General features: G+C 69.0%; 20 protein-coding genes. 8 read left to right on the forward strand and 12 right to left on the reverse strand.

Features of this window, described 5'->3' with window-relative positions:
- Positions 1 to 54: 54 nt before the first annotated feature.
- Both ABT288_RS03305 and ABT288_RS03310 read right to left on the reverse strand, forming a co-directional pair.
- Positions 55 to 843 (reverse strand): SDR family NAD(P)-dependent oxidoreductase, encoded by a 789-nt coding sequence (locus tag ABT288_RS03305; protein WP_351602210.1) that lies wholly within the window; start codon positions 841 to 843, stop codon positions 55 to 57.
- The gene (locus ABT288_RS03310; RefSeq protein ID WP_351602213.1) at positions 840 to 1,760 is read right to left on the reverse strand and encodes an alpha/beta hydrolase; all 921 of its coding nucleotides are present in this window, start codon (positions 1,758 to 1,760) and stop codon (positions 840 to 842) included. Before ABT288_RS03310 ends, ABT288_RS03305 begins: the two co-directional genes overlap by 4 nt.
- Positions 1,761 to 1,852: 92 nt before the next feature.
- Here ABT288_RS03310 and ABT288_RS03315 point away from each other — a divergent pair, with 92 nt between their 5' ends.
- Positions 1,853 to 2,272: a MarR family winged helix-turn-helix transcriptional regulator gene (locus ABT288_RS03315; RefSeq protein WP_351602216.1), complete on the forward strand. Its 420-nt coding sequence runs from the start codon at positions 1,853 to 1,855 to the stop codon at positions 2,270 to 2,272.
- Positions 2,273 to 2,479: 207 nt separating this feature from the next.
- Positions 2,480 to 3,335, forward strand: a protein-coding gene (locus ABT288_RS03320) for an IS5 family transposase (RefSeq protein WP_351602346.1) whose coding sequence is annotated in 2 segments (ribosomal slippage) — positions 2,480 to 2,650 and positions 2,652 to 3,335 — 855 coding nt in all. Because the reading frame shifts where the segments join, the coding sequence is not laid out codon by codon here.
- Here ABT288_RS03320 and ABT288_RS03325 read toward each other — a convergent pair.
- Entirely contained in the window at positions 3,327 to 4,496 is a 1,170-nt protein-coding gene (locus tag ABT288_RS03325; protein ID WP_351602219.1) for an FAD-dependent oxidoreductase, read from the reverse strand. The genes ABT288_RS03320 and ABT288_RS03325 overlap by 9 nt on opposite strands.
- Before the next feature lie 259 nt (positions 4,497 to 4,755).
- Here ABT288_RS03325 and ABT288_RS03330 point away from each other — a divergent pair, with 259 nt between their 5' ends.
- Positions 4,756 to 5,349, forward strand: coding sequence for a TetR/AcrR family transcriptional regulator (locus tag ABT288_RS03330; RefSeq protein WP_351602347.1), 594 nt, complete (start codon positions 4,756 to 4,758; stop codon positions 5,347 to 5,349).
- A gap of 204 nt (positions 5,350 to 5,553) precedes the next feature.
- Here ABT288_RS03330 and ABT288_RS03335 read toward each other — a convergent pair whose 3' ends face one another.
- The 4 genes from ABT288_RS03335 to ABT288_RS03350 form a co-directional block, all read right to left on the reverse strand.
- Positions 5,554 to 6,648, reverse strand: a complete 1,095-nt coding sequence (locus ABT288_RS03335) for an IS110 family RNA-guided transposase (protein ID WP_351602222.1) — start codon at positions 6,646 to 6,648, stop codon at positions 5,554 to 5,556.
- A 579-nt stretch (positions 6,649 to 7,227) separates the two neighbouring features.
- Positions 7,228 to 9,666, reverse strand: coding sequence for an ATP-binding SpoIIE family protein phosphatase (locus ABT288_RS03340; RefSeq protein ID WP_351602225.1), 2,439 nt, complete (start codon positions 9,664 to 9,666; stop codon positions 7,228 to 7,230).
- Positions 9,667 to 9,733: 67 nt separating this feature from the next.
- Positions 9,734 to 12,196 carry a SpoIIE family protein phosphatase gene (locus ABT288_RS03345; RefSeq protein ID WP_351602228.1) on the reverse strand — a complete coding sequence of 821 codons (2,463 nt, stop codon included), beginning with the start codon at positions 12,194 to 12,196 and terminating at the stop codon, positions 9,734 to 9,736.
- A 319-nt stretch (positions 12,197 to 12,515) separates the two neighbouring features.
- Positions 12,516 to 13,544, reverse strand: a complete 1,029-nt coding sequence (locus tag ABT288_RS03350) for a diacylglycerol/lipid kinase family protein (RefSeq protein ID WP_351602231.1) — start codon at positions 13,542 to 13,544, stop codon at positions 12,516 to 12,518.
- A 396-nt stretch (positions 13,545 to 13,940) separates the two neighbouring features.
- Here ABT288_RS03350 and ABT288_RS03355 point away from each other — a divergent pair, with 396 nt between their 5' ends.
- Positions 13,941 to 15,044 carry an AI-2E family transporter gene (locus ABT288_RS03355; protein ID WP_351602234.1) on the forward strand — a complete coding sequence of 368 codons (1,104 nt, stop codon included), beginning with the start codon at positions 13,941 to 13,943 and terminating at the stop codon, positions 15,042 to 15,044.
- A 395-nt stretch (positions 15,045 to 15,439) separates the two neighbouring features.
- Here the strand turns inward: ABT288_RS03355 and ABT288_RS03360 are convergent, their stop codons facing one another.
- The 5 genes from ABT288_RS03360 to ABT288_RS03380 form a co-directional block, all read right to left on the reverse strand.
- Positions 15,440 to 16,117 (reverse strand): HdeD family acid-resistance protein, encoded by a 678-nt coding sequence (locus tag ABT288_RS03360; protein ID WP_351602237.1) that lies wholly within the window; start codon positions 16,115 to 16,117, stop codon positions 15,440 to 15,442.
- A gap of 222 nt (positions 16,118 to 16,339) precedes the next feature.
- Positions 16,340 to 17,383, reverse strand: a complete 1,044-nt coding sequence (locus ABT288_RS03365) for an NAD(P)-dependent alcohol dehydrogenase (RefSeq protein WP_351602240.1) — start codon at positions 17,381 to 17,383, stop codon at positions 16,340 to 16,342.
- Positions 17,384 to 17,406: 23 nt separating this feature from the next.
- Positions 17,407 to 18,681: a cytochrome P450 gene (locus ABT288_RS03370; protein ID WP_351602243.1), complete on the reverse strand. Its 1,275-nt coding sequence runs from the start codon at positions 18,679 to 18,681 to the stop codon at positions 17,407 to 17,409.
- A gap of 62 nt (positions 18,682 to 18,743) precedes the next feature.
- On the reverse strand, positions 18,744 to 20,147 hold the full coding sequence (locus ABT288_RS03375) for an NAD(P)/FAD-dependent oxidoreductase (RefSeq protein WP_351602246.1): 1,404 nt from the start codon (positions 20,145 to 20,147) through the stop codon (positions 18,744 to 18,746).
- Entirely contained in the window at positions 20,144 to 20,362 is a 219-nt protein-coding gene (locus ABT288_RS03380) for a ferredoxin (protein WP_225835830.1), read from the reverse strand. The genes ABT288_RS03375 and ABT288_RS03380 overlap by 4 nt, the downstream gene beginning before the upstream one ends.
- Before the next feature lie 753 nt (positions 20,363 to 21,115).
- Here ABT288_RS03380 and ABT288_RS03385 point away from each other — a divergent pair.
- The 4 genes from ABT288_RS03385 to ABT288_RS03400 all read left to right on the forward strand — a co-directional run bounded on the left by ABT288_RS03385 (position 21,116) and on the right by ABT288_RS03400 (position 23,789).
- Positions 21,116 to 21,529 carry a hypothetical protein gene (locus tag ABT288_RS03385; protein WP_351602250.1) on the forward strand — a complete coding sequence of 138 codons (414 nt, stop codon included), beginning with the start codon at positions 21,116 to 21,118 and terminating at the stop codon, positions 21,527 to 21,529.
- A 244-nt stretch (positions 21,530 to 21,773) separates the two neighbouring features.
- Positions 21,774 to 22,196 (forward strand): SsgA family sporulation/cell division regulator, encoded by a 423-nt coding sequence (locus ABT288_RS03390; protein WP_351602253.1) that lies wholly within the window; start codon positions 21,774 to 21,776, stop codon positions 22,194 to 22,196.
- Positions 22,197 to 22,236: 40 nt separating this feature from the next.
- Complete coding sequence (locus tag ABT288_RS03395; RefSeq protein ID WP_351602256.1) at positions 22,237 to 22,566, forward strand: NIPSNAP family protein; 330 nt, start codon at positions 22,237 to 22,239, stop codon at positions 22,564 to 22,566.
- A gap of 869 nt (positions 22,567 to 23,435) precedes the next feature.
- Positions 23,436 to 23,789 (forward strand): SsgA family sporulation/cell division regulator, encoded by a 354-nt coding sequence (locus ABT288_RS03400; RefSeq protein ID WP_351602259.1) that lies wholly within the window; start codon positions 23,436 to 23,438, stop codon positions 23,787 to 23,789.
- The last annotated feature ends 25 nt before the right edge of the window (positions 23,790 to 23,814 follow it).

A 23,814-nucleotide genomic window follows, 5' to 3' on the forward strand; every position in this document is an offset into this window, starting at 1 on the left:
CCGACCCGCCCGTCAGCTGGCCGATCCAGCTGCCCGCCGGTGCCTGAGCCCGGTTCACGGGGCTGGGCGCCTGTATCTGGGGGCGAGTTCGGCATGGTTGCCCTGGAGCAGCAGGGTGGGTTCGGTGTCTGTCCAGCGTCGGATCACGTCGCGGTCCTCGATGCCGGGAACGCACAGCACTTCGCCCTGCCGGTGGGCCGTGAGGAGGGATTGGGCGACGTCGGGGGCGGGCATGGCCCGCGGGTCGCCGTGGTTGGCGCCCCCGGACCATTCGGTGTCGACCAGGCCGGGGCACACGACGGTGGCACTGACCCCGGTCCCGCGCAGTTCGCCTGCGAGGCTTCGGGTGAAGCCCACGACGGCGGACTTCGCGGCCACGTAGAGGGTGCGCGGGAAGCCCATGTCGAGGCCGGCGCTGAAGGCCAGCAGGGAAGCGACGGTGATGATGCCGCCGGAGCCCGTGTGCAGCATCGCCGGGAGTACCGCCCGGGTGAGGGTGATGTGCGCTGTGGCGTTGAGCCTCCACAGGTGGTCGACGTCGTCGGGGGTGAGGTCGGCCAGCGGCGTGTAAGCGCTGGTACCGGCGTTGGAGACCAGCAGGTCCACCGGGCCGTCCTGGACGCGGTCCGCCACGGTGCGTAGGCCCTGATGGTCGGCCAGGTCAGCGGGCAGGATCTCGACCCGGCTTCCCGCCTGGCGCAAGGACTCGGCCTCGGCGGCCAGTTTGTCCTCGCGGCGGGCCACCAGAATCAGGTCGTAGCCCTGTGCTGCGAGCAGCCGTGCTGTGGCGGCACCGATGCCGCTGCTGGCTCCGGTGACCAGCGCCGTGGGCCGGCCGGTCATGCCACGACCTGCGTCGGCGAGGCGGCCGGGTCCAGACGGTCACGCAGGAAGGCCGCGGCGCGGTCGAGTGCCGCGGCAGCCTCGTCCAGGACGGCGGCGAACGCCTGGAAGACGTGCGGTGCCCCGGCCACGACGTCAAGGGTGACGTCGACGTCGCCCTCCGCGGCACGCGCGGCCAGGCGCACCGCGTCGTCGAGCAGGACCTCGTGGCTGCCGGCCTGGACGAGCATCGGTGGGAGGCCGCGCAGATCGGCGAGGGCAGGGCTGGCCAGCTCGCCGCGCGGGTCGGCGTCGCCCAGGTAGTCCGCGGCCCGCACGCGCAGGGCGGTGGCCGTCATCGACGGGTCGACCTCGGCCTTGGACTCCAGGCTGCGGCCGGACTGGGTCAGATCCACCCACGGTGACAGCAGCAGGGCCGCGGCGGGTTGCGGCAGCCCTGCGCGCCGGGCGGCCAGCAGGGTCGCCATCGCCAGACCGGCCCCGGCCGACTCCCCCGCGACGGCGATCCGCAACGGGTCGCCTCCGGCGTCCAGCAATGCACGGTAGGCCGTGAGGGCGTCGTCGACGGCGGCTGGGTAGCGGTGCTCAGGGGTGAGCCGGTAGTCGACGGAGATGACCTCGGCGCCGGTGCGGCGAGCGAGGTTGGCAACCAGGTTGAGGCTGGTCTCCGGGGAGCCGACGGCGTAGCAGCCGCCGTGGAAGTGCACGATGGTGGCGGTCGGGACCGTCCCCTCGATACGCACCCGCAGAGCGGGGACCCCGCCGAGTACGGTCGGCTCGGTTTGCACGTCGGCGGGTACCGGAGCGGCGGTGAGCATGGCGCGGTACACCGGACGCATCTTCAGCGGATCCTGTGCCAGGTCGAGCGGAGAGCCGCGCAGCAGGGCAGTGACCTTGTCCATCTGGATGGTGCTCATGGCTGTCGTCCTCAGTGTTGGAAGCCAGGTTCATTAGAGCTAAGATATTAAGCACTATGAACCATGACGGCAAGGCATTGAGGAGCGGATCGGTGAACAACGAGGACTTCCTGCGGCTTGTGGTGCGCGCCCAGATCCACCTGTGGAACGAAGCAGACACCGCCCTGCGCACGACCCATGACCTGCCGCTCGCCCACTACCTGCCGATGCGCGTCATCGCCCAGACCCCCCACTGCCGTGTCCAGGACATCGCCGACCAACTCGCCATCACCAGCGGCGGCGCCAGCCAAGCCGTGGACCGGATCGAAAAGGCCGGCCACGTCCAGCGCCGGCCTCACCCCACCAACCGGCGCTCCTCCATCGTGGAACTCACCGCGCAGGGACGCGCGCTCCTGGACGCCGCCGCCACCACCCTCGACCAGGAGATCGAACACCGCCTGGCCTCACTGCCGCCGGCCGCCCGCGACCAGATCACCGACAGCCTCACCGCGCTGCTCACCGAACACCGATGAAGTGACCCCACGAATCCCGTGCCAGGTCCGGTACCGACCCGGTCTCGTCGAAGGAAGCCTCACAGGCACCGGACTCACCGCTTGATCGGCAGGAGTTGTCTGGACGAGCGGAGGTGCTTGCAGCCATGCAGACTCGGCTAAGGACTGGGATCAGAATGACGTGTTCGCGGCTGGGGAATGACGGGTTGTCAGTTCGTTGTGCGTGCCATGCAGGGGGCGGGTGCGGCCGAGACGCGTGGTGGGAGCAAGCCGTGGCTGGTCCAGGACGGGCTGTGGGAGCGAATCGAGCCGCTGCTGCCGGTGGTCGAGCGGCGTTTCCGGTATCCGGGGCGGCGGCGGATCGGTGACCGCCGGGTGCCGTGCGGGATCCTGTTCGTTGCTGTACACCGGCATCCCGTGGCGGCACCTGCCGCAGGAGCTCGGCTTCGGCTCGGGGATGAGCTGCTGGCGGCGGCTGCGGGACTGGAACGATGCCGGGGTGTGGCAGCGCCTGCTCGAGTTGCTGCTCGCCGAACTACGTTCGGCCCGGATGCTGCACTTCTCCCGGGCCGCCGTCGGCTCTTCGCACGTACGCGCACTGATACGCGCACTGAAAGGCGGGCCGGCCACCGGACGCTCCCCGGTGGACCGGGCCAAGACCGGCAGCAGGCACCACGTGATTGTCGACGCGCATGGCATCCCTCTGGCGGTGACCCTGACCGGCGGAAACCGCAACGACGTCACCCAGCTGATCCCGCTGATCCAGGCCGTTCCACCGATCCACGGCAGGTGCGGCCAACTGCTGCGTCGCCCCCGGCGCCTCTACGCCGACCGCGGCTACGGCCATGACGTGCACCGTGGCCGGGTCCGCCGGTTGGAAATCACCCCAATCATCGCTCGACGCGGCACCGGGCACGGCTCCGGTCTCGGAATCCACCGCTGGGTCGTGGAGGGCGCGGTCGCGTTGCTGCACTGGTTCCGGCGCCTGCGTAGCCGCTGGGAGATTCGCGACGACATCCACCAAGCCTTCGCCACCCTTGGCTGCGCCATCATCTGCTGGCGTCGGCTGAAGACCTCACTGTGATCCCGGTCCTTGGGGCGGGGCGTCGCTGTCGCTGTCGCTGTCGAAGTCGGGTACGTCAGTGGACAGCAGGTGCTCGGCGCCGTGTTCGAGGACCTTGGCCGTCTCGGTGGAGCGGGGGAGCATGGTCTTCTCGTAGGTGCGGATGGCTTCGTCGACGGTGGCGGCGTTGGCGAGGGCGAGGGCGAGTTCGCTGGCGTCGAGCATGGCGAGGTTGACGCCGACGCCGAGCGGGGGCATGAGGTGGGCGGCGTCGCCGAGCAGGGTCACCGTCGGGTTGTGTTCCCAGGTGTGCGGCACCGGGAGGGCGAAGAGCGGGCGGTGGACGTAGGGGCCGTCGTTTTCGGTGATCATCCGGCGCATGCGGGGCGACCAGTGGGCGTACTCGTCGCAGAGCACGGTGCGGATGCCGTGAGTGTCGTCGGTGGTCAGGCCGCTCGTGCTGATCCAGTCGACCGGGACTCGCTGGATGATGTACACGCGGATGTGGTCTCCGCTGTTGCGCTGGGCGAACAGGCCACGCTTGCCGTCGGCTGCGTGGGCGCTGCCCCAACCGACCAGCTCGGCAATATCGGGGTGCCGGTTGTCGACGTCGGAGAACCATGCCTCCAGGAAGCTCACCCCGGTGTACTGGGGGACGGCGGGGGACACGGCCGGGCGTACCCGGGAGAAGGCGCCGTCGGCGCCGATGACCAGATCGGTCTCGATGGTCGTACCGTCGGCGAAGCGCAACTGCCGCGGCCCGTCGGTGGGCCCGCTGATCGTGTCGAGGGCGCGGCCCCAGTGCACGGTTCCCGGGTGCAGGGAGTCGAGGAGCAGGCTGCGCAGCTGGCCGCGGTCGATTTCCGGCTTGAAGAGCTCGTCGGTCTCGGGGACTTCATGGGACGTGATCTGGCCGGTGGGGTCCATCTGGCGCATTTCTTGCCCTTCGGGGCGGGCCAGCTGGAAGAACTCGTCGAGCAGCCCGGCTTCGCGCAGGGCGATTTGACCGTTGTCGGCATGCAGGTCGAGGGCTCCGCCCTGGTTGCGTGCGTCGGGGCTCGGGTCGCGGTCGTAGACGGTGACCGCGATGCCGCGCTGCTGGAGGATGCGGGCGCAGGTCAGGCCGCCGGGTCCGGCGCCGATGATGCTGATGCCGGCGCGGGCGGGCTCTGGGGAGTTCATGGTTGTTCCTTTCAGTCGACGAAGAGGGGGCATCGGGCGAGCAGACCAGGGCGTTCCGGGTCGACCTCGGTCTCGGACGGGCCCCGCAGCGGGGGTGCCCTTGATGAACGAGACGGCGACCAACTGTGCGGTGCAGGCGATCTGCATGCCGGCGAGGATGTGCCGCTCGGCCAACAGCCACACCCACAAAAGCAGATCAAATCAAAAAGTGCAACGAGTCAACTTTTCTAATGGTTCGACTATCGGATACACTCAAGTCATGACCGTTCCCCCCGTCGGCCGCCGCGAACGCAAGAAGGCGGCCACCCGACAGGCGATCGCCGACGCCGCGCTGCAGCTCTTTCTGGAGCGCGGTTACGATCAGGTGGGCATCCGTGACATCGCCGACGCCGCCGACGTGTCGACCGCTACGGTGTTCAAGCACTTCAGCGGCAAGGAAGCGCTGGTGTTCGACGAGGACGAGGACCGGGAGTCAGAACTGACCGCCGCAGTGCGGCAGCGGGCATCCGGCCAGAGCATCCTCGATGCCCTCCGACAGCACGTCCTCGACACCTGGCTGCCGATCGCGGCGCATCCACAGATGGCCGAGTTCACCAACCTGGTCGACTCAACGCCGGCGCTACGCGAGTACGCCGAACGCATGTGGACCCGGCACACCGACGGCCTCAGTGCAGCCATCGCCGACGAGATCGGCGTGGACCACGACAACCTCGCATGTGCGGCTCTTGCTCGATTCGTACTCCAGATCCCGGTTCTCGCTCGCGGCCGGCAGGACCGCCGGGCCGCCGTCGAGGAAATCTTCGACATCCTCACCCAGGGCTGGGAACCGCCAAGCAAGCCGCCCACGCCGTAGCGCCCGGGCTGTTTCCTGAGCCCGCCCGCCCCCACCGCGCGTCTTGGCCGCACCCACCCCTGCCTGGCAACGAGAACTGGCAGCCCGTCATTGATCGCATCAAGTCCCTGGGTCGTGTGTCCGGCGTTGTAACCCACCTGTTCAGAAGCCCCGCCAGGCCGCACCCGCGGGGCTTCTCATCGAGTGCCGCTCTCACAGACGCCCCTATAACGCGGGGGTGCTGGGCACCGGTCTGACCAGGTTAAAGACCTCGCGGGCGGCATACCGTTTGAGGCATCGGATGATCTCAGGTCGCGTCTTGCCCTCCTTCGTGCGGCGTTCGTAGTACGCCTGGGTGCGGGGGTCGTGGCGCAGGCGGGTGAACACGATGCGGTACAGGGCGGCGTTGGCCTGCCGGTCGCCGCCGTGGTTGAGCCGGCGCGTGCTCCGCCGGCCGGAGGAGTATTCGATGGGGCTGACTCCGCAAAGGGCAGCCAAGGACGCCTCGGAGCACAGCCGCTCGGGATTGTCCCCCATGGTGATCAGGAGAGTGACGGCACTGTCCGGGCCGATGCCCATCGGTACGAGCAGTTGCGGCGCGTGGCGTTCGACGAGCCGGGTCAGGCGTTGGTTCAGCTCGTTGATCTGCCCGGTGAGCTGCTCGATGCGTTCGGCGAGCATGCGTAATGACATGTGGGTGGCCTGGGCCACCGCGTCCTCGTCTCCCCCACCATCGGGTGGGCTGAGGGTCGCGCAGGTGCGGAACAGCTCGGCATTGCCCAAGCTCGACAACCGTTCCCGCAGGGCGGGGTCGGCGACCACTAGGACGGCCTTGAGCTGGTTGATCGCCTGTGTGCGGGCCTTGACTGCGGAGTCCTTGGCGAGTTTGTAGATCCGGGCGCTGTGCACGGGTCCGTCGCCGGATTTGGCCTGGGCCCGGGTGCGACCGCTGAGCACGGCTCGCGCTGCGGCCTGCGCATCGAGCGGGTCCGACTTGCCGAGCAGACGGCGGGCCGTGCGGTCGGGCCGGTTCACTTCGAACACCTGGATCTGCTGGGTCAGCAGGTAGCGGGACAGGCCCGCGCCGAAGGTACCGGTGCCCTCCACACCGGCCCGGCGCACCGTCCCCCGCTTGCGGGCCCACACGAGCAGCCGACGGTAGCCAACGGCCGTCGCCGGAAAGGACTCTGTGCTCAGGACCTTCCCCAGCGGGGAGACCACGGCCGCGACGTGAACCTCGCCGTGCGTGTCCACGCCCAGGACGACCTCACTCCGATTGGGCGGATCCGTGCTGGAGGTACTGCGCTCTCTGGTCGTCATGGTGGTTCGCCTCCCACGTGGTGACGTGCTGGGTGGATGGCACCGGCCCGCTCGGGCGGTCTGAACCGTGATGGCGCCTGGAACTCGGCAGGGCCCCTATTGGGACACGCCCTGTGGCTCGGTGACAGCAGAAGCCATCCCGCAACGACGGTCGACAAGCCTGTGACTGGACACTTCGGTCAAAGATCTCAAGAGTCAGACCCCCGTCCGGGACGGCATCGCGCAACCGTCCCATCGATCCCGGCGCATCGGCACGTCCCGACCACAGCCGGATGGCTTCGCCCGAACCAATGCCCAACCTGGCCGGAGCAGGCTGAGAATGAGTTGACTGCCCGCCCACTCGTGACCGGCAATGGCGGACAGCGGTCTGGGCCGCCTTACGGTCGCCCTCCATCGACCATCTCTCGGAGCGTCAAACGAGCGTCACGGTCCGGCCTGCCCGCACTTCCACGGACCGCGCTGAAAGGAAGGCTCCACTGGACCGGCGATCTCAGGAGTCAGACCCCACCGTAGGGCAGCACCCACCTGGTGTTCTCTGTCTATCCGGCTTGCAGCCACGTCAGCCGGCTCCGGGCGTGATCAGTGGGCGCGCGTTATGGGCTGTTCGGACCAGATGGTCTTGTGGTTCTGGCCGTGGCGGCAGCCCCAGCGCTCGGCGAGTTGGGCGACGAGGAACAGGCCGCGTCCACCCTCGTCGGTGGTGTGAGCGCGGCGCAGACGGGGTTGGGCGGTGTTGGAGTCGGTGACCTCGCAGACCAGAACGTGGTGGCGGATCAGTCGCAGCTCCGCCGGCGGACGACCGTAGCGGATCGCGTTGGTGACCAGTTCACTGACGATGAGTTCGGTGGGGAAGAGGAGGTCGTCCAACCCCCACGCGGTAAGTTGGCGGGTCGCCCATGCCCGAGCGCCCGAGACGGCAGCCGGATCAGCCGATATCCGCCAGTGAGCGGTGTCCTCGGCCGGTACGGCGCGGGTACGTGCCAGCAGCAGGGTCGCGTCGTCACGCGGTGCTGCGTCCACCAGGTTGTCGAGGAGGGCCCTGCCGGTCTCGTCCAGGGCGCGGTCCGGGCGGCAGGAGGTGGCGAGCGCATCGGTCAGCCGCTGGAGCCCGTCGCCGACGTCGTGCGCACCTCGGTGGACCAGGCCGTCGGTGTAGAGCGCGAGGACGCTGCCCGGTTCGAGATCGATCGTGGTCGTCTCGTACGGCATGCCGCAGACGGCGAGGGGTGGCCCCGGCAGGATGTCGACGGCTTCGGCACTACCGTCGGGCCGTACGAGTACGGGCGGCGGGTGCCCGGCACTGGCCATGGCGCAGCGTCGTGTGACCGGGTCGTAGACCGCGTACAGGCAGGTAGCGCCCGTGCCGTCGTGGTCGCCAGGCGGTGCTTCCGCCGCGAGGCGCTGAACCAGGTCGGCGATCCGCGTGAGCAACTCGTCCGGCTCCAGTTCGAGGTCGGCGAGGGTCTGGATGGCAGCGCGCAGACGGCCCATGGTGGCACTGGCGGGTATGCCGCGGCCGATCACGTCTCCGGCGACGAGAGCCAGCCGGAGAGCGGGCAGGGGTATGGCGTCGTACCAGTCGCCGCTGGTGCCGCCCCCACGGTTTGTGGGCAGGTAGACGCCGGCGGTCTCGGCTGCCGGAGTGTCGGTCGTGGCCGGGGGAAGGAGTCTTTGCTGCAGGGCCATGGCCGCTCTGTGCTCGCGCGTGTATCGGCGGGCGTTGTCGATGGCGAGTGCTCCCCGTGAGGCGATCTGCCTCATGAGATCCACCTCGTCCGCGGTGAACGGTTCGGAGGGGCCGGTTCGCCAGACCACGATCGCTCCGAGGGTGAGGCCGCCGGCGTGCAGCGGTGCCACCATCACCGCCTGGACGTCGTGCGGGAGGAACTGCTCGGCCGAATGTGGACCGCCGATCAGGGCGATGTAGTCGTCCCGGTCGTAGACGACCGTCTCGCCGTGCTGGAAGCGGCGCAGGAGGGGGTGGTCGGACAGGGATGGGACGAGGTTGCCGCGCTGGATGCCGGGCGGCCAGTCCGCGGTGGCCGGCGCCAGGGCCGCGTTGCGTCGATGTGGATCTCCTCCGCCCAGCCGCTCGGCGGGTTCGTCACCGTCAAAGACGGCTTCCGCAAGGTCGACTGCTGCGAGATCACCGAAGGTGGGTACAAGGGCGTCCGCGAGATCCTGGGCGGTCCGCAAGACATCCAGGGAGCCCCCCACCCGCTCGGCGACCGCGTGGGCAAGATCCAGCTGTCGGCGGGCACGCAGTTGGTCGGTGTCGTCTATGTACAGGGCTGCGACTCCTGCAGGGCGTCCTCGCGCGTCCTCCAGTCGGAAGGCGGACAGCGACAGCGCGTGTCGCCGCGCCGGATGGTGTCGCCAGCTCACTCGCTGGTGCCTGTGGATCACCGGGACGCCCGTCTCGAGCACCTGCCGCAGTACCACTTCGATGGTCTCGGCGTCCTCGGCCCACAGCACGTCGCTCAGTCGGGCGCCGGGCTGTATGGGACGGCCGTCGGGAGTGTCCGGCATGGCGTTCGTCTGCACGGTGGTGAGATCCGTGTCGTGCAGGGCGATCGTGATCCGGTTCTGCGCGGTCAGTGCGCGCAGGAGGGCTGCGCCGTGCCGGTGGTCGGCGACGTGAGGAGTGGGGGCTGCGAGCACGAGGAAGTCCGCCGAGCCGCTCACCCGTGTGGTCCGGAATGTAACGTCGATCGTGTTGCCGCACTGGTGACGCAGTCGTACCCGGCCGGTCGCCGGCACTTGTGCGGCACTGCGCGGGTCGTGCGGGAGGTCGGCCACGAGCTCCCGCACGGGGCGGCCGTGAACCTCGTCGGCGCAGAACCCGGTCAGGTCCTGTGCTGTGCCGGTCCACCCCACCACCGTGCCCCGATCGTCGAGCACTGCCGCGGCCAGACCGTCGAAGGCGGGCGGCCGGCCGCCGGGGTCGGCGCCGAAGACGCTCGTCGCACCTCGAAAGGCGCCTGCCGGGTCGGCGATTTCAACATCCGATGGGTCCATGTCTCTGGCTTTCATTACGAGGTTCCGCGACTACGGCAGATGGGGATCCTGTGGCGGCTGTCGGCGCTCAGCGGGCACCTGTTGGGGATGGCAGGTCCTGTTCGGCCCAGACGACCTTGCCGTCTGTCACGGAGCGGAAACCGCACCTGCGCGACAGCCGACCGACCAGGTGAAGGCCGCGGCCGTGCTCGTCGAGATTGCCGGGATGGCGGGAGCGTGGCTGACCGGTGTTGGTGTCGGAGACTTCGCAGGTAAGCACCCGGTGCTGGATGAGCCGTAGGAGGATCGGGCCGTCGCCGTGGCGGATCGCATTGGTGACCAGTTCACTGACGAGCGACTCCACGGCCGTCACCAGCGGCTCCAGACCCCATTCAAGGAGTTGACGGGCGGCCAGACGCCGGGCCGTCGGGACGGTGACGAGTTCGTTCGGCAGATCCCAGGACGCGACTTGGGCGGGTGGCAGGGCGCGCGTCCGCGCAAGGAGCAGGGTGACGTCGTCGGCCGGTGCCTGCGCCGACAAGGTCTCCATCGCCCGCGAGCACAGGTCCTCCAGGGCGGCACCGGGCTGTGCCAGGGCGGCGCCCAGACGCCGCAGGCCGACGTCGATGTCCTCGCCGCGGGACTCCACCAGGCCGTCGGAGTAGAGGGCGAGCACGCTTCCTTCGGGCAGTTCCAGTTCCACGGACTCGAAAGGCACCAGGCCGAGACCGAGGCCCAGCGGGGCTCCGGCCGGCAGGTCGGGGACGGTGACCCCGCCCTGTGCGTCGACGACCAGGGGCGGCGGATGCCCGGCCCGTGCCAGCGTGCACCGTCGGGAGACCGGGTCGTAGACGGCGTACAGGCAGGTGGCACCGACGACCGCGGGAAGCCGGTCGGTGTCGTCGGCGTCCTCGTCGTTCAGTCGCCGGACCGTGTCATCGAGGTGCGCCAGCAGTTCGTCCGGGGGCAGGTCGAGGTCCGCAAGCGTGCGCACGGCGGTGCGCAACCTGCCCATGGTCGCCGCGGCGTTGATGCCGTGTCCCACCACATCGCCGACGACCAGGGCCACCCGTGCGCCGGACAGCTCGACCACATCGAACCAGTCGCCCCCCACACCGTGGTCCATGTCGGCGGGCACATAGCGCGAGGCGACCTCGATGGCAGCACCGCCCTGCACCCGGTGAGGGAGCAGGTCGCGTTGCAGCGCAAGAGCGGCGGTGCGCTCGCGCGCGTACTGGAGCGCGTTGTCCAAACAGAGCGCGGCCCTGGTGACCAGCTCCTCGGCGAGGAGCAGGTCGTCCTCCTGGAACGGCGTCTGTTCCGTGGAACGGCCGAACAGCGCCAGTCCCAGCACGCAGCGCCGGGCACGGATGGGTACGACCATCAAGGAGTGGACGCCGCTGTCGCGTACCTTCTGCGCACGCGTCGGATCGTGGTCGACCCAGGGGCCGGCATGAGTGTCCAGCACCGGTTCCAGGTGAGATCTGCCAGTGCGCAGGACGGCGGCGAACGACGAGGTCGGGGGGACGTGGATCACCTCTTCACGCACCGCTGGCATCTCCAGGACACCCTGGTCGACGGAGGCCACCCCGGCACGGCGCAACACAGGGCGGCGTCCGCTCGTCGTGCCGATCCGTGCGGCGGGCTCGAGTCCGAACGGAACCGACTCCACCAGGTCGACGACGGCGTGGTCGGCCAGCAGGGGCACGGTGAGCTCTGCCAGTTCCTGGGCGGTCTGCATCACGTCGAGGGTGCTGCCGATGTGCGTGCTGGCCTCGCTGAGGATGGCGAGGCGCTCGCGCGCCCGCTTGTTTCCGGTGACGTCCACGGTCATGGAGCACACGCCCAACGGGGTGCCGTCCGCGCCCTGGAGACAGAAGAAGGAGGCGGAGAACGCGTGCTCGCGGGGCCGGTCCGCAGGCGGCCACGCACGGTACTCGTGCACCGTCGTCGTACCGCTCTCCAGCACCTGTCGCATCACGACCTTGAGCGCTTCGGCCTCGACGGCGGGCAGTGAGTCTTTCAGACCGCGCCGGAAGCGTCGGTGACGAGGCACGCCGTCGTGCCGCTCCATGGCGTCGTTCACCCAGACACAGCGCAGCTGCGCGTCATAGACGACGATGCCGATCGGGGCTCGGGCAAGGAGCGACTCGCGCACCGGTCCCCCGGTCGCCCCCGAGGACAGAGATCCTATGTCCGTCACGGACGCCAGCCACCGGGTGTCGTCGCCCGGTCCCCGTAGCAGCGAGACCCGCAGCGTCATCCTGAGCGTGTGGCCGTCGCGGCGGCGTATCGCGACGGTGCCGGACCAGCCGCCCCGCGCACGGCACTGCTCGGCGAACGCCGAAGCCCGCCGTGCGTCCTCGGGAGGCGGCAGCACGTGTACGGCGGACCGGCCCACCACCTCCCCGGCGGCATAACCGACGAGCTGTTGGGCGGCGTGCGTCCACCCCACGACGATGCCCTCGGCATCGATCATCGCTATCGCGGCATCGGGCACCTCGGGGAGGCTCACCGGCTCGGCGAGGAGGGTGTGGTCAGTGTTGGTCATCGCGGTCCATCCCATCGGTGCGGAAGTAGGAGCGTCGGCATGTGGTCCGGCGACCCTGTGTGCAGCGGTGGTGAACAGCGATGTCCCGGTGAGCGGCACACGGTGCGGTATGTGTCATATCAGAGCAATTCGCTCTTTCTGATGAAATCATCAGATGTAATGGCTTGGACGTCAAGACCCTCATAGGTGATCGAAAAGTCAGATGCTGGGGCTCCAGGTCACGGCTTCGCAGGTGAATAGACGGGTAGCGGGTTCCGCCGAGCATGCGCGGCGGGCGGGAGCGGCTCCCCAAGGTTCAGACCACCCGGCGAATGGCGGCTCACCCTGGCGATCGCTCGGCAGGCTCGGCGCCGGGCCGATGCCGGGGAACCCATACCCGGAGTGCCCGAGGGCTGATGCGGCACCGCACGGGAGTCGGCAGGCTGACGGCTTCGCCGTCCAGCCCGGCGGGGAGGGCCGGGACGTCGGCGTAGACGACGACGTCGTCGGGCGTGGCGAGACGGGTGAGGCCGTGCGGTTGCCCGCTGCGCAGCCTCGTGGCCGTCTCGGCGGGCGTCTCCGCCCTGGCGGCCAGTACTCCCAGGAGGCCGGAGTCGAGGTGCGCCCGCCTGCCGAGCCCGACCGGGTCATCGAACTGGTAGGGATTGTTGCTCACCAGCACGGCATCCGGCCCGTCAACGGTGAGCAGCCCGGTGCGGACCACCAGCTCCGGGCCCTCGTGCCGGGCCAGGAATTCCGGAAGGATGCGCACTGCCGTGCCAAGCTTGTCGTCCCGATAAGCCGGGTCCTGCACCAGGGCGGCATAAGCACCGAACGAGACGTTGTTGACGAACACCCGCTCGCCTGCGTACCCCAGATCCACGCGCAGCTCGACGCCATCCGTGAGGGCCTCCAGCGCAGCCGAGGGGTCCCCACGGTCCAGGCCGAGATCCATGGCGAAGTGGTTGCGGGTACCCGCCGGAATGACCACGAAGGGCAGGCCGCTCTCCGCGGCCACCTCGGCGACAAGCGCCTGGGTACCGTCTCCGCCGGCCACGCCCAGCAGATCCGCACCGTCGTCCACCGCGCGTCGGGCTACCGTCGCCAGGTCCTGGGGGAGGGAACGATCGATCAGGACCACCTGGGCTCCGAGCGTGCGGGCGCGTTCCGCGATCCGGAACCGGCTCGCCTTCCCTCCACCCGAACGCGGATTCACGACCAGGCAGGGCCGCCGCGCGCCAGTCGTCGGCCGCGGCGCGCTCTCGGTCACGGCGCGTACCCGAAAGCCGCATGCATCAACCGGGCGCACCTCACTGGCGACAGCACGACTGCCGCGATCACGCCCGCAGCTGACGGCTCCCTCCCCCACCGGGCCGACGGTCCGGCGATTGCGCCTGCGGCCACCGCCACCATGACACTTCCTTCGACAGTTACGGCCTACGGCATCAGCTTGCAGCTCGGCCTGGGGATCCGCACCTGGGATACGGCGGTGCCGCGAACGCCTTCACCACCCCCGAGCCGACGCCGTCTCCCCGGTTGAGAGTCCGACCGGGGCCCTTCTCCAGCGCCAGCCGCACCGAGGCGAATACGCCCAGGAAGTGACGGACGCGTCAGCCTCGGGGGCGATCCGTTGGGGACGGCCGAAGCATCCATTACCGCAGCCCGAAGTAGACGGGGGTCACGTAGGATAGCGCCGGGAAATATCGCCCACCGGGCGAAGAGGTCTCCTCGTTTTCCCGTGACCGGGGCTGGGCACCCGATGCCCATGGCGACGCGTCCGGTTCCGGTGCGAACCATCCTCGCCACCATTGGCCTGGTGCTCGCCACCTACGTCGTACTCGAGCTGGTGGTCCAGGCTCGACGGGTCCTGATCTGGGCGGTCATCGCGTTGTTCCTGGCCGTCTCACTTCATCCGGCGGTCGAAGCCCTGCAGCGACGGGCGCCGCGGTGCCGACGGTCGGTGGCCGCCTTGCTGGTCTTCCTGGCTGCGGCCGCGGCCGTCGGCGCGGTGATCGCCCTGTTCGTCATCCCCCTGGCCCAGGAGGGAAGCCGGTTCGCCGGTCGCCTGCCCGCGATGATCAGGGACGCCCAGGCCGGCCGCGGGCCAGTCGGCAACCTGCTGGAACGGACGCACGCTCTGCAGTATGTCCAGCACCATCAGGCGCAGATCCACACATTCGCCACCGGACTGAGCACGCCCGTCGCGAAGTTCCTCCGCGGTGCAGCGAGCACCGCGGCGGGCGCTCTCACCATTTTCGTGCTGGCCTATCTGATGGTGCTGGAGGGCCCCAAGGCCATAGACCGGTCCCTGGCCCTCGTGGACGAGGCGCCCGCGGCCCGCATACGCCGCGTCGGAGCCGCGTGCGCCCGTACCGTCAACGGCTATCTGACCGGGAACTTGCTGATCAGCGTCATCTGTGGGCTTCTGACCTACGTCGTGCTGCTGGTTTCCGGAGTGCCGTTCGCCGGCCTGCTGGCCCTCTTCGTCGCCGTGACCGACCTCATTCCCCTGGTGGGAGCCACCATAGGAGCTGTCGTCGCCTCCGCAGTGGCGTTCGTCCACTCCCTGCCGGCCGGCATCGGGGCCATCATCTTCTTCATCGTCTATCAGCAGGCCGAAAACCACCTCCTGCAACCGGTCATCCTGTCTCGGACGGTGAAACTCAACCCCCTCACCGTGCTGCTGGCCACCCTGATCGCCGCCGAAGTCGCCGGGATCCTCGGTGCCCTGCTGGCGATTCCCGTCACCGGCATCGTCCAGGTCGTCCTCGGTGACATCTGGGCTCACCGCGGCGGTCGGACACTGGGGCTGCCGACACGGACAGACAACAACCCCGAGAACGCCGACCGTTCCGACGCCCCCGAATAACGGCCTAACGGAATCCGGCAGCCCAAGCGCAACGAGCAGTTCGCTCAGGTCGACGACTGCGCCTTTCTCCGTCAGGCGAAAGAAGGTTGACAGGCAGACACGGTCAGTGTTCGAGCGGCCCTGGACGTCGGACTGACCAAACACCTCGGTTGCCGCTGCGGTGGTCACCGGGAGGGCTTCTCCGCTTCTCCGGCTCGGGCGGAACGTGGGTGCGGCCCTGATGAATGAGCCGATGCCCGAGATCGCCCTGCCCAGTTGGGCGCGCCGCACGACGCCAGCGTCGCCATCACGGCCGCGTCCACTGCGATGAGCGTGAAGGACCGCTCGCCGCCGACGGCCCGCGGACGTCGCGCGATGTCGCTGCTCGCCGCGTCCGGTCGATCCGGCTCGGCCGGTCAGTGCTGGGGGTGCGGACGTGCGTGGAACAGGGGGCGCCGCTGGGGGGCCGTGCCGGCAGCCAGATGGCCGATCTCGACGCGTGTCCTGATGGCACGGACCACTTCGGTCAGGCCGACGACGATGGCCATGACGCCCACTACCAGCGTGAGTGTCGCGATGGAGGCGAACGGCATGACGATCATCACGATGCCGGCCATGGTGCCGATGATGCCGAAGGCCACGTGCCAGCCGCGCGCCGGCATGGTCTGGTCGGAGGCCGCCGCGACCGTCTCCAAGGTGCCCCGAAGCAGCCAGCTGAAGCCGATCCACAGGGCGAGCAGAAAGACCGACTCGAGGGGGCCCCGGAGGCAGACCAGTCCCAGCAGGATGGAGGCCGCGCCGGTGATGAAGTGCAGTACGCGAAGATGCCGGGGAACGTGGGTGCCGAAGGCGGCGGCGAGTTGGAAGACACCGGTGGCCAGCAGGTAGACGCCGAAGAGCACGCCGACGACGCGGAGCGTCTCGCCCGGCCAGACCAGGGCGATGACGCCCAGGGCGATGGTGGCGAGGCCCATGGTGAGCAGGAACTGCCAGCCCATGTTCGCCAGAGCGGCGATGCCTTCGGCCGCAGGACCTTCTTGTGGGTCGGTGCCACGTGGCGGAACGGAACCGGAGGAATCGGAAGGATATGTCATGGCACCTACCTCCTTCTGCGAGCAGCATGGCCACGTCACTACATGTCCATCGTCACCCCATCAGCCTCATGTCGCTCGGCGGAAAGGGCAGGGGACCGTGGCGCATGAGGTGTTCCGGGCAAACTCCTCCGCCCTGCGGGAGCCGGGGTGCGTATCCGCCGGACCGTCCGATGCCGGCGGCCAGGCCCAGTCGTGGTGTCCCGTTCGGGTTGACGACGGCATTCACACGTGTGGGGTGATGACGGCGCGTCCCTGGATCCTGCCGTCGTGCAGGAGCTGGTAAGCCTCGTTGGCGCGCTGCAGCGGAAAGTGCTCGACCAGCATCTTGATCTTGTCCTGCTGGGCGAGGGTGATCACTTCCATCAGTTCGGTGAGGGACCCCCAGTAGGGCGAGGCGACCGAGCACTCGTGCGGCGGGCTGGAGAAGTCGACGGGCAGGGCTCCGCCGCCGAGGCCGACAATGGTCAGGTGCCCGAGCATCCTGGCCACCCGGGCAGCCATCCGCAGGGTCGCGTCCATGCCCACCATGTCCAGCACGAGCTGAGCGCCCTGCTGCTCCGTCATGTCCCTGATGCGCGCGATCGCCTCGTCGCCCGACAGCAGAGCCTCCTCGGCGCCCAAGCGCTGGGCGGTCTCCAGCTTGCCGGCGTCGGTGTCCACGGCGACGACGGTGGTCGCCGCGCTGAGCGCGCGCAGAATCTGGATGGTCATCTGGCCCAGACCGCCGGCCCCGATCACGACCGCGGTCGAGCCCGGTCCCAGCAGGTGCAGCGACCGCTTCACAGCGTGATAGCCGGTCAGTCCGGCGTCGCTGAGCGGGGCGGCCTGGCGGGGATCGAGGGTGCCGAGCGGAATCAGGTAGCGCGCCGCCGGGACCAGCAGGTACTCCGCCATGCCGCCGTCGTGTCCACCGCGCAGGCCCGGTCCCTCACCCGCGCACTTCTGGCAGTAGTTTTCCCTGCCCTCACGGCAGTTGGCGCACCCTCCGCAGCCCCAGGCGCCGTAAACGATCACAGGGTCCCCGGGCACGAACCCAGTGACGCCCGGTCCCAGCCGCTCCACCCACCCGGCGTTCTCGTGCCCGAGCGTGAAGGGCGGATTCGTGAAGCCGGGCAGCGGTCCGGGTGCCTGCATGATGTGCAGATCGGAGTGGCAGGCACCGGCACCCGCGACCTTCACCAGGACCTGTGCCGGCCCGGGCTCCGGTGTCGGCACCTCGCGCAGCTCGGGCGGCTGCCGCCAGCCGACGAGTCGAAAAGCCCGCATGGCGATCCTTTACGCGACGCTGGTCAGTCGCGGATGCCGTCGATGTCGACGAGGACGTGGCGGGGTCCGCGGAAGATCTGGTTGTGGCGGTACGGCGGCGGATCCTCGACGAGCCGGGGGTTCTGTACCCGGCGGACGAACTCGCCGACCGCGATCTGAACCTCGAGTCGCGCGAGCGGGGCGCCGAAGCAGAAGTGGATGCCCTGGCTGAACCCAAGGTGTTCGTTGTCGCGGCGTTCGAGGTCGAGCCGGTCGGGGTCGGTGAACCGTTCCGGGTCGCGGTTCGCCGACCCGTACGCCAGGAAGATCGGAGCCCCCTTGGGGATGGTGGTGCCGGCGATGTCGATGTCTTCCAGTGCGGAGCGGGTGTGCCAGAACTGCACGGACGACTCGAAGCGCAGCAGTTCCTCCACCGCGGGCACGATCAGCTCCGGACGGCGGCGCAGCTCCTCCAGCGCTTCGGGGTGCCTCAGCAGCGTGAGCACGCTGTGGGCGATCAGGTTGACGGTGGTTTCGTGTCCCGCGAAGATCAGGAGCAGGGCGTTGCTGGCGAGCACGCCCTTGGACATCCGTCCCTCCGTGCCGTCCTCGTTCACCATGGCCGAAAGCATGCCCGGGCCGGGCTGGTCGGCGTACCGGTCGAGCAGGTCGGCTGCGAACTGCCCGAAGTCCTGCACGGCCCGCCGTCCGCCGGCCAGCCGGCTCCGGATCTCTTCGGACGCGGCCTCGGGGCCGAAGTCCAGGGCGTCCAGGGCGGTCTCGATCCAGTGGTGGAAGCGTGGCTCGTCCTCCAGCGGCACGCCCAGGACCTTGCAGATCACCGTCACCGGCAGGGGGTAGGCGAAGTCGTCGACGGCGTCGATCCGGTTCTTGCCCTTCATGCCGTCCAGGAGCCCGGCCACGATGCGATGGATCTCGGGCTCCAGGTCGGAGATCAGGTGAGGGGAACGGGGAGGCCCGACGAAATGCGGCATCATCGTCCGGCGGTCCCTATCGTGCTCGGGGGGATCCTGGGTGATGATGTTCGGCTCCAAGGAGATGACCGCCTCCGTGATCGGCTCGGCCTCCGCCTCCGCCGCTCCCTCGGCCGGGGTGGCGGCCGGAACGGGGCACTTGCGTGGATCCGAGCTGACCCGGGGGTCGTGGAGCAGCGTGACGATCTCCCGGTAGGTGCTGACGACATAGGTTCCGTCCGGCTGCCGCGCCACCGGTGTCTTGCGCAGTTCCTCGTAGAAGGGGTACGGGTTGGCGCGGTTGGCGTAGCGCAGCGCCTGCTGCCAGGGGGTTTCCTCGGCCACGAGGCTCCCCTCCTTCTTCCTGTCGGTGCTGTCCGCTTGCACGCACGGCCCGGCGGCCCGGGTCAGTGGCGCCGGGACCGGAACTCGGCCGTCCGCTCGCTCGGGGCATGGCCGGTCAGGACGACGTCGGGGACCGCCGTCGGGACCCTGGGGTCCGGGAACTCGGCCGGCGTCGGCTTCATGTCGGGCGGCTGGTCCCAGCCCGGCGGCGGAGGCGGGAATGGACCTGATTGCTCGATCAGCTTCCCGTAGTACTCGAGCCACTTGCCGTGATCGAAGGTGACGGCCGCGACGATGCGGCCTCGGCGGCCGTAGGCGGCGGCGAAACGGCGCTCCTCGACGGACCCCTGGGTGAAGACGATCTCGTCACCGAAAGGCGGCACCCCGACGGACTTGATGTTCACGCCGAACTGACCGGACCAGAAGCCGGGCAGCAGCAGATGCGGACGATAGTGGGGTTCGAGGTTCACCATGTTGTGCGCCGCGACCTCCGCACCGAAAACAGCGTTGTCCCAGTGCTCCATCGCCAGGAACTGGTACTCGTACAGCACATGCGGCGCACGCGCCACGTCCCCTGCCACGTAGATGCTGTCAGTGACCACCCCGTTGATGTCGAAGGCACGACCACCGGCATCGCAGCCGACACCCCAGAAACCGGCCGCCAGCCCGGAGCCCTCCAGCCAATCCACGTTCCGGATCGATCCCAGGGAGGCCACCACCACATCGGCGTCGACAGTGGTGCCGTCGGACAGGCGTGCCCGCCGCACATGCCCTTCGGGGTCGCCATCCAGCGACGACACGCCCAGCCCGCAGCGCAGGTCCACGCCATGATCGCGCTGCATCTGCGCGGCGATCTCCCCGATCACCCCGCCGAGTGCGCCGACCAGTGGCGCCGAACCCCGCTCGACGACGGTCACCGGGATGTCGAGCTCCCGACACACAGAGGCCACTTCCGAGCCGATGAACCCGGCACCGATGACCAGGACCCGCGACTGCGGCTCGGCCAGCTCCTTCTGCAGCTGCGCGGCATCATCACGCGAGCGAATCGTGTGCACCCCGTGCAGGGCTGCCTCGGCCGGGTTCGGCCACTGCCGCGCGCGGGTGCCCGTGGCGATCAGCAACCGGTCGTACGGCACCTGCTCACCGTCGGCCAGGCGTACCTGCTTGGTGGCCCGGTCCAGCCCGACGGCGGCCACCCCGAGCCGCCAGTCCGCATCCAATTCCCGCATACGGGGCAGCTTGGTGTGATCGGCCGGCACCCAGCCCTTGAGCACCTGTTTGGACAGCGGGGGACGGTCGTAGGGCTCGTACGGCTCGTCACCGATGATGGTCAGGGAACCGGTGAAGCCCTCCTCGCGCAGCGTCTCCGCGGCCCGCAGCCCGGCCAGAGAAGCACCCACGATGACGATCCGGCCGCTGGCCCGGAACTCCCGCACCAGCTCTGCGACCGTTGCCCGCAGAGTCATGGCGCCTCGCCCCGCTTCGCGCCGTCCAAGCGGTCGATCACGATGGCCTGCACCGGGCACGCCGCAGCGGCTCGCTCGACCTGCAGGCGCCGCTCGTCGTCGGGGTTCGGCTCATAGGTGAGCGCCTCCTGGCCGTTCAGCCTGAAGACCTCGTGCGCCAGATACACGCATTGCGCGTACCCCTGGCACCGATTCAGGTCCACGACGATCCGCATGGGCAGACTCCTTCCGTTCTGCCGCTCGCCCCGCTGCGGCGACCATCGACCCGGTCATGCAGCCTCGGTCATGAAGCCATCGGCCGGTTTCTAAAGTCCCGTCAAGGCGACGGGGCTGGATGCCCCACCCGCCGCCCCGGCCAGGCCACCGAATGAGCAGGTTCGGTCCAGTTCGCTGCGCCGCTTCCTTCACGGTGACCCTTGTCGGCTGTGAGCGTGGGCGTAACCAAAAGGGGGCGCTGCATCGACGGTGTCGGCATCACGGTGCGCCCCAGTCATTACGCCCTGAAAAAATACTCGTCCCGCCTTCCGGCGATCGCAAACCCGCCACTACGGCGAACTGGATGCCATCCGTGACTTCGAGCCCTCACTCCCCGGGCTGAGGCATCTCCGGGCCGGTGCAGCCACCGATCGCCAGGTCCCGCTCCGGCCGCCGTCCCGCTGTCCGGCCAACCCGACCGCGTCCTGGCGCGTGCGCCGGGTGGACACACACCGCCGCGGCCGAGGCAAGGAAGGCCAGCGTGCCGGGGGCCGGCGACGGGCAGCTCGCGCTGAAGAGCGACATCTGCTCGCGCTCGCGCCAGCCGGTCAACGGTTGCCTTCGTCACTTCGACATTTCCATACGACGTATGGTAACAATGAAAGCGCGCTTCCATACGACGTATGGAACTGCTCGCTCGGATCACACCGGGCGTCACACATCGCCTGGCAGAACCGCCGTTGGCGCAGATCACCCCGCGTAAAGGAAAGATCATGAAGAAGCTCGCAAAGCGCATCGCCCTCACTGTCTCCTCCGTCGCGGTCGCTGGTGCCGCCGTCCTCGGTGCCGGTGGCACCGCTTCGGCCGCGCCCCTTGCGTCCACGCACGCCCAGCACCCGACCGACGGGGCCGTGGCCGCTGATTACAGCTGGGACCACGGTGTCGGCTACCTGCTCGAGCGGGGCTACTCCTGCGACGAGACCCGCGGCTGGCACCAGGACCGCCACGGCAGCGATTCGACCCGGCACGACTGCGACGGGCTCTACTACCGCGATGGCCACTTCTACCGCTGGGAGGGCGAGGGACACGGCTGGACGTCCGACCGGTCCTACCGCCACGACGGGAACCGCTGCGAGCACGACGGCGGGGGCAGGCACCACCATGACCTGGGCCGCGACGACCGGTGAGACGGGTATCGGCCATGAGCACAAGCAGTTCCCCTCGGCCCTGTCCCTGCCGACGGCGGAGATCCGTCTGGCGGTCGGGGGGCGGCGTCCCCGACTGCCGGCCGAGTGAGTGCAGCGCGACCCATCATGGGGTGCGCCGGTGCCGTCCGGCGCCCGCGCCCTGCTGTCCCGCCTCCGCCCGCGCTGCCTCTTCGCCACAGGCCGGTGTGAGGCACCGCCGAGCCATACCCAGGAGCGGAAGCCGATGAAGAAGTCCTTGAGAGCCGTAGAACGGCGGGTGACCGTGCGACTGGTCGTCTCGCACGTCTACTCGTTGCCCCTCTGCGTACGTCTGCGCTACGAGCCCGCTGATCCCTATGTCGTCCGTGCCGCCTTCTTCGTCGACTGTGATGAGCCGGTCGAATGGATCCTGGGGCGGGATCTTCTGGCTGACGGGCTGGAGGGTTCTGCAGGCCACGCGGATGTCCGGATCTGGTCGGCCGCAGGGCGGGGTGACGAGTCGATCTACATCGCCCTCGGTTCTTCCGCAGGCACCGCCTTGCTCGAGGTCCCCGTGCAGGACATCTCGTCCTTCCTTCTGGACACCCAGGCTCTGGTGCCACAGGGGACCGAGTCCGGACTCATCGACTGGGATGCCGAACTGGCACACCTCCTCCCCCAAGGCTGACCGCCGACCATCCATGCTCAGAAGTAAAGGAACCAGTGTCATGTCCCAGTACCAGCTTCGCGTCTACGCCCTGCGCAGCTCCGACGCGCTCGCCGCCTACGAGAAGATCTGGGCCCAGCACATTCCCGGTATGGCCAAGCACCGGATCACCACCCACGGCGTCTGGACGGTGCCCGCGGCGCCCGGAAGCGACACTCCCCGGCTGTACGCCCTCGTTTCCTACAAGGACGCCGACGACGTGCAGGAGCGGCTGGAGGCATACCTGTCGAGTCCAGAATTCCGCGCGGACATGGAGGGCTTCGACATCAGCCAGATCGTCGGCCTCGACGAGACCCTCCTGACGCCCACCGTGGACTCACCCTTGCGCTGACGGTCGGCCTGCGACGAGTGACGCGGCCAGAAGGGCCGGTATCCGGCGGCCCTGCGATGGTGGTTCCGGTGTCTTCGATGGCGACCCACCAGTGGTGGCCCTTGCTGGCATCGATACCGACCCATAAGCAGGGCACATGTGTGGTCATGTGCGTCGCCTCGGACTCGGACAACGTGCCGTTCCGGTCCAAGGACACCCCGCCGTCAGCTCCGTAAACGGCGGCCGATTCGCACATTTCAGTCAGCCGCCGGTCGTCCCGAAGAGCGGGGCGGCCACTCCACCGGAGCCACCGCGGGCAAGCGACTTCAGAGCCACACCCCACTCTTCCGGACCGCCAAACACCTTACGGAGCGGTTTTGCAGTCGAGCCCTTCCGGTCAGGGGTTGTCTCAGTCTCGTTGCAGTTGCTGGGACCGTTACACAGACTGCGGTTGGGGCCGCGGCGTCAGCTACGTGTGGGACGACAACCACGGCCGGCGTCGAGGTGGGGACCGTGACGAGTCGGTCCACTACCACCACGACCGGTACAGCGTCGATCGCTGAGACCAAGGGCGCCCTTTGTCCGGCAACCACCGTTGGCCACATCTCCGTGATGGCCCCGGCCGGCAGTGGTGGCCTCGCCTGCTCCCGTCGGCCGGGCGCCCTCGCGACGGCACGAAGAACTGCTCCTGCGGGTGTCCTCGTGCCGACCGCCACCGGTCCTCGCAGTAACCGCTTCTCTGTGCAGCCCCTTTGAATCCGACGACAGCCCTTCCGATGGCCCTCCCCGAATGACTCGAAGCACCAGGAGTAAGACCAATGAAGTCATTGAGAACTGTGATCCAGGGGCTACCTGTGAGGCTTGTCGGCGTGCATGCGACGTCCTTGCCCATGATCATGAATCTGCGGTACGAGCCGAGTGATCCCTACGTGGTCCATGCCGCATTTACCACCGATGTCGACAGCGACGAGCCGGTGGAATGGATCATCGGACGCGATTTGCTGATCGACGGCCTGGAGGGCCCCGCCGGCAAGGGAGACGTTCGCATATGGCCCACCGGCGAGGCAGGCTGCCGCGACTTGTACATCCTTCTCAACCCGCCGTCCGGTACGGCCCTGCTCAAGGCCCCAGCGCAGGAATTCAAGGCGTTCCTGCAGGAAACGGAGGCAGTGGTGCCCCGGGGGGCCGAGCTCGGCCACAGCGACTTCGACCGCTTGCTGGCGCACTTCCTCGCCGAAAGGTGAGTCCTGTCAGGGGGCGACCTGAGGC

The sequence above is a fragment of the Streptomyces sp. NPDC001093 genome (assembly GCF_040298985.1).
Taxonomy (GTDB): Bacteria; Actinomycetota; Actinomycetes; order Streptomycetales; family Streptomycetaceae; genus Streptomyces.